A 5,719-nucleotide genomic window follows, 5' to 3' on the forward strand; every position below is an offset into this window, starting at 1 on the left:
CTAGAAAAGGCAGCAACTAGTCGTTCTAAGACGCACACAGCACCTTATATCCGGTGTCCGAGGGTGCAAGAAGAATTTTTAAGGAAGTAAGCGATCTCCTCCTCCACCGAGCCGTCGTGGTCCAGCTCAACCGTCGCACGCATTCGCGGTTAATTTGTCTAAAACCGCCTGTTGGCCCGTCTCCCAAATCAATCAGCCATCCAAAAGTCCGCGCCACGGGCGTGGTCCGCGAAAGAACGACCGGCCGGACCCCTCTAGCCCGACCGATCTTTCATCCAATGGGACCTAAGACGACGCGACCGTCTCTTTACATGTTGTCGACGATGGCCTTACCGAACTCTGAGCACTTGAGGAGCTTTGCTCCTGTCATGAGGCGCTCGAAATCGTAAGTGACGGTCTTGTTCGCGATGGTTTTTTCGAGGCCGCGTATAATGCCGTCCGCAACTTCCTGCCATCCCATGTGCTCGAACATCAGCACCCCAGACAGAATAACCGAGCCCGGATTAACCTTGTCCTGGTTAGCGTACTTTGGTGCGGTGCCGTGGGTCGCTTCGAAGATCGCGTGGCCGGTCAGGTAGTTGATATTGGCGCCGGGAGCGATTCCGATTCCACCCACCTGAGCCGCAAGCGCATCGGAGATATAGTCGCCGTTAAGATTCATGGTGGCGATGACGTCAAACTCGTCGGGCCGCGTGAGAACCTGCTGGAGGGTGATGTCGGCAATTGCGTCTTTCACCAGAATCTGGCCCGCGGGCGCCTTGCCTCCGCAGTCGTCCCATCCGACCGCCCTGCCCTTGTATTCGCGTCGCACCAGCTCGTAGCCCCAATCGCGGAACGCGCCCTCGGTAAACTTCATGATGTTGCCCTTGTGCACAAAGGTCACGCTCTTGCGGTTGTGGCGGATAGCGTAATCGAGCGCCGCGCGGGTCAGTCGTTCAGAACCTTCACGCGAGATCGGCTTGATGCCGATGCCGGAGGTTTCCGGAAAACGAATCTTGGTCACGCCCATTTCGTCGCGCAGGAATTTGATGACCTTTTTGGCTTCGGGGGACTCGGCCGGCCATTCGACACCCGCATAGATGTCTTCCGTGTTCTCGCGGAAGATTAAGACGTCAAGTTTTTCCGGATGCTTTACGGGACTCGGTACCCCGGTGAAATAGCGGACTGGGCGCAGGCAGACATAAAGATCGAGGAGCTGGCGCAGGGCCACGTTTAGCGAGCGGATTCCGCCACCCACCGGCGTGGTCAACGGCCCCTTGATGCCGACCAGAAACTCCTTGAAGGCATCGACGGTCTCGTCCGGTAGCCAGCTATTCAGCTCTTTGAACGGCTTCTCGCCGGCGAGGACTTCCATCCACGCGATCTTCCGTTTGCCGCCGTAGGCTTTTTCGACAGCCCTGTCGAAGACGTACTGCGAAGCGCGCCAGATGTCGGGTCCGGTACCATCGCCCTCGATGAAGGGAATTATCGGCCGGTCGGGCACGTTGAGTACCTGATTCTTACCGAGGGTTATTTTTTCGCCGTTGGTCGGAACCTTGATGTGTTTATACGCCATCTCGCTTGTTGCCCCTGAACTGAATTTGCGCCTCGATCGGGCTGAAGGTCCGCTAATCGCGCCGCGGTGTCTGATATTCAGCCGCTAATAATATAGGAACCGCTCCGCGATACTAGATCCATCCGCAAAGACTGGGCGCACGCCGGTTTTGAGCGCCTGTCCTGCGGAGTTATACTGCGCGCGATCGATCTCGATCGGAGCAGGAAATGGATTTCAGCTACACGCCGTCCCAGGAGAGTTTTCGCACCGAGTTGCGCGGCTGGCTTGAGAGAAACTCCCGGGAGGTTTTTGGAAGAGGCGGCGAAGGACTCGGCGGCTCCACGGCAAGTCTGCTCGACGTGCGCGATGACGGGCGCTGGAACCAGATGCTCGACTATCATCGCCGACTCTATCAGTCGGGCTACGTCGCGCTGCACTGGCCCAAGGAATGGGGCGGTGGCGGCGCCGACCTGGTGGACCAATCGATCTACCAGGACGAAGTGCTGCGGCTTGGGTTGCCGCTGTATGGAGCGAATCAGCTCGCCATCGATCGCATCGGGCCCACCATCATGCTGATGGGAACCGATGAGCAGAAAAAGCGCCATCTCCACCCGATGCTAACCGGCGAGCAAATTTGGTGTCAGGGATACTCGGAGCCTAACGCTGGTTCCGACCTGGCCGGGATCCAAACCAGGGCGGTGGTCGAGGGCGACTCTTTCGTGGTCAATGGGCAGAAGGTCTGGACCAGCCTCGCACAGCGCTCGGATTGGCAAGTGCTACTGGTGCGGACCGACCCGGAAGCACCCAAACACAAGGGTATCTCGTACCTGCTCGTCGACATGCATACCCCGGGCATCACGGTTCGGCCGCTGGTCCAGATGACCGGGGAAGCCGGATTCAACGAAGTCTTTTACGACAACGTGCGTGTGCCCAAGGAAAACCTGGTTGGCGAGATGAACCAGGGATGGCAGGTGTCGATTGCCACACTGATGTTCGAGCGCGTGTCGGGGGGCACTAGGCATCCGGTCGAGCGAACCATAAACGAGCTGGTGGAGCTTGCGAAGCAGGTGGACTTCCAGGGGGTAGCGGCTCAACAGCATCCGTACGTGCGCCAGAAGCTGGCGGCATTCGTGAGCGATGGGCGCTGCCTGCGGCTAAGCCGCTATCGCTCGCTGACCTCGCAACTGAGGGGCAAGGTGCCGGGACCTGAAAGTTCGTTTGGCAAGCTGTTCGCGACCGAACTGAACCTGCGTGTCGCCATGTTTGCTGAGGAGTTGCTGGGACCCTACGGAGTTCTGGAGAGCGATTCGCTCGGCTCGGTGGAGAGTGGCAAATGGACGCATCGCACGCTCGCGGCACGCGGGCTGACCATTGCGGCAGGGTCCAGTGAGATCCAGCACAACATCATCGGAGAGCGCGTGTTAAAGCTGCCCAAGGGTTGAGCTCATCCCGCCAAGAAATTTTGTCGTCGAGGGCGCTGCCCGTAAAATCGAAGCGCGACCTTGCCAGCGCACGTGCTGCCGTCGCATCACTCCGTCGGACCGGCAACATCAAGCTGCAGAACTCCTCTCTAACCCAAGTTCGACAGTTCGAGGGGTGGAATCGAGGATATTCAAAGACTTTTCTTTGAAAGTCGGCACTACATTTTGACGCTCGGCGAGTCGTAAATCGGTGGCGGTCGGAGGCGTTCGGGAAGCCTGAGCCCGAGCCGGTCGAGGAGCAGGGCCTGCGCCTGATCGGGTCTGACCACACAGCGGATACGCAGTTTGCGGCTTGGATCTTCAGCCAGCGGCAGCACCACGTCGGTGCTCTGGATGCGACCGAGTTCATCGAGGATGGTGCGCGGGCTATTGCCCAGCCCGGCACGGCTTTGCCACTGCTCGAGCGTCTTCCACAAGACGTAGGCCAGAAAGCACACCAGGATATGGGCCTGGACCCGGTCCTCGCGCTGATGCCAGATGGGCCGCAACGAAAGCTCGCTCTTGTGGATGCGGAAGGCCGCCTCCGCCTCGCTCAACTGAACGTAGGTTCGCCACAGTTGCTCGACGTCCCAGTCGCGGATGTTGGTGCGCAGCACATAACAGCCCTCGCTGTGGCGGGCCCAGTCATCCCACTCCGGGCGCGCCGACCACTTGAGCCGCACTCCCGCGGGCCGCGCAGGATCGGGCTCCAGCTCGATCAGATAGCGGCCCGCGGCGCGCGCATTGCGCTCGAGTAGTCGCCCGATCTGGCGCTCCAGCTTGCCGCGCTCCAACGCCTGGCGCGCGCGCTCGATGCGCCGACCGAGTCGATCGAGACCCTGTTCGATGCGCTGTTGGAAGCGGATATGCATCGCCTGCTCTTTCTCGCGACGCTCCACCGAGCGGCACAACACGAAAGTCTCCTGGCCGTCAGGTCCCGCGCACAGCTTGGCCTCGACTCCTTCGCGCACGCTCTGCCAGTCACTGGTTTCGGCGACCGCGCGCGCCCACTTGCGTAGTTCGCTGCGGGGCGTGCCGATCAGATAACGCCGCCCGGTCTGCTCCAGCCACGCGAGGTTCTCGGCGCTGGTCATGCCGCGATCCATCACCCAGATGCGCTGGGCCAGACCGAAGCGCGCTTCCATGCGCTCGACCACCTCTTCCACCGTGGTGACATCGTTGCGATTGCCGGCGAACAGCTCATAGCCGAGCGGCATCCCTTCGCGGGTCACCACCAGCGCGATGCACACCTGTTTGCAGTCGCCGCGATGATCGCGGCTGTAGCCGCGCTGGGCGAGCGGATTGCCTGCGGCCAGACCCTCGAAGTAGGTGCTGGTCACGTCGTAGAGCAACAGATCGTACTCCAGCGCGAACAGCTCGCCGAGCCGGCGGCGCAGATGCTGCTCGAGCGCGGGCTTGTGCGGCAGCAGCCGATCCAGCGCGCGGTAAAGACGATTGTCATAGACGCTTGCGCTGGGTATTCCGAGCAGATCTTCCAGCGCGGTGCTGCGATACCAAGCTTCGGCGATATGTAACTCACTGGAAGGCTCGAGCAGACGGGCGATGACCAATACTGCCACGAGCTGGCCCCACGCGATCGCTTCCCGGCCCTCCGGCATCAGCTCCGCGCACAGCTCATCCAGCTTGAGCGCGCGCCATAGCTTCCATCCCAGCCACACCCCGCCATAGGAGCGCGCACGCTCGATGAAGACCCGAATCGAGCCGCACCGCAACCCGTTGCGCGTCGGGCGCGGCGGCTTCAAACAGTTCGCGCTGTTGCGCGCTACCGGTGATCTGCTGGGCCAGCAGCCGCGCGTTGGCGCGTCCCTCGGCATCGAGCTCGCCCAGCTGCGCGACGGTTTCCTGGATTACCTTGCCGCCGCGCCGCACCGAGCGCACCAGCCGCCAATAGCTGTGCTGCTTGCCGTTCTTGCGCCGAACCGAGTGCCGCAAGTACAACTGCGTCCGCCGCCTCCTCCACTCCGCCTACTCTCATCACAGCCGCTCGCGCCGCGCGCTACAAGTAGCAAAAGTCGGCACTACACCCCGTTTTCGCACTCGCCCGGCCAATAGTCTCGTTACTATCTACCCTCACTCACTGAAAATATTTTTTTGTGACTCGAACTGTCGAACTTGGGCTAGCAGCCGGGCGGGTGCGGCCGCCCGGCATCGCGCTAGAAATCTCCCCGCCGGTCAGGCGCGTGAAACAACGCGCGGTCAAGTTGGTCCGGCTCCAGACCGAATAGATTCCAGACCTCGAATTGGCCGGCCCGATCGAGCGGTGCGCTCGAACTTTGTGGCCGGCATCAAGCACATGCCGGTGCGATTCACGCCCAAGCGCGCGACTGCAGGTGAAGCCGCTCGGGCGTGACCCAGGGCTCGCCCAGAGAACTTGGATGCTCATTGAGCACCGCGTTGACCTGAGGGTTCCCCTAGCCGCCCCGCTTGCCAGTCCTCCATGAGATGTTTGGCGGGAGCGAGAATCGACGCAAGCGGATCTCAGTTCTAGCGCAAAGTCTTTTGGATGGGTCCGGCCCAGCGGCCGAAGATCGCGTCTGAGAGGAGCTCGAGCTCGGGGACGTGACCCGCGGCTGCGCCAATCATTTCGGCGGCAGAAATCTCTTCCTTTTCCAGTTCCCGCGGCCACTCCGCGGCCATGGCAGCTACCGATTCGGGCGTCACTTCAATATGGAATTGCAGCGCGTATACGCTCTTGCCGTAGCGG

At 61.3% G+C, this 5,719-nt stretch carries 5 protein-coding genes; 1 reads left to right on the top strand and 4 read right to left on the bottom strand.

Annotation, left to right across the window (positions count from 1 at the left end; translation table 11 throughout):
• Positions 1-307: 307 nt before the first annotated feature.
• Positions 308-1,555, bottom strand: a complete 1,248-nt coding sequence (gene icd, locus VGI36_01445) for an NADP-dependent isocitrate dehydrogenase (GenBank protein HEY2483779.1) — start codon at positions 1,553-1,555, stop codon at positions 308-310.
• 206 nt (positions 1,556-1,761) lie between these two features.
• Between icd and VGI36_01450 the strand changes: the two genes are divergently transcribed.
• Positions 1,762-2,976 (top strand): acyl-CoA dehydrogenase family protein, encoded by a 1,215-nt coding sequence (locus VGI36_01450; GenBank protein HEY2483780.1) that lies wholly within the window; start codon positions 1,762-1,764, stop codon positions 2,974-2,976.
• A gap of 197 nt (positions 2,977-3,173) precedes the next feature.
• Here VGI36_01450 and VGI36_01455 read toward each other — a convergent pair whose 3' ends face one another.
• From VGI36_01455 to VGI36_01465, 3 genes are all read right to left on the bottom strand, one after another.
• Positions 3,174-4,727 (bottom strand): IS1634 family transposase, encoded by a 1,554-nt coding sequence (locus tag VGI36_01455; protein ID HEY2483781.1) that lies wholly within the window; start codon positions 4,725-4,727, stop codon positions 3,174-3,176.
• Complete coding sequence (locus VGI36_01460; GenBank protein HEY2483782.1) at positions 4,630-4,953, bottom strand: hypothetical protein; 324 nt, start codon at positions 4,951-4,953, stop codon at positions 4,630-4,632. Before VGI36_01460 ends, VGI36_01455 begins: the two co-directional genes overlap by 98 nt.
• Before the next feature lie 546 nt (positions 4,954-5,499).
• The coding region (locus VGI36_01465; protein ID HEY2483783.1) for a hypothetical protein at positions 5,500-5,719 on the bottom strand (220 nt) is incomplete at its 5' end.

It is taken from the genome of Candidatus Binataceae bacterium, assembly GCA_036495685.1.
GTDB lineage: Bacteria > Desulfobacterota > Binatia > Binatales > Binataceae > JAFAHS01.

Excerpts from the sequence above, each read along its gene's own strand:
- icd (HEY2483779.1), bottom strand. The coding sequence starts at position 1,555 with ATGGCGTATAAACACATCAAGGTTCCGACCAACGGCGAAAAAATAACC.
- VGI36_01450 (HEY2483780.1), top strand. The coding sequence starts at position 1,762 with ATGGATTTCAGCTACACGCCGTCCCAGGAGAGTTTTCGCACCGAGTTG.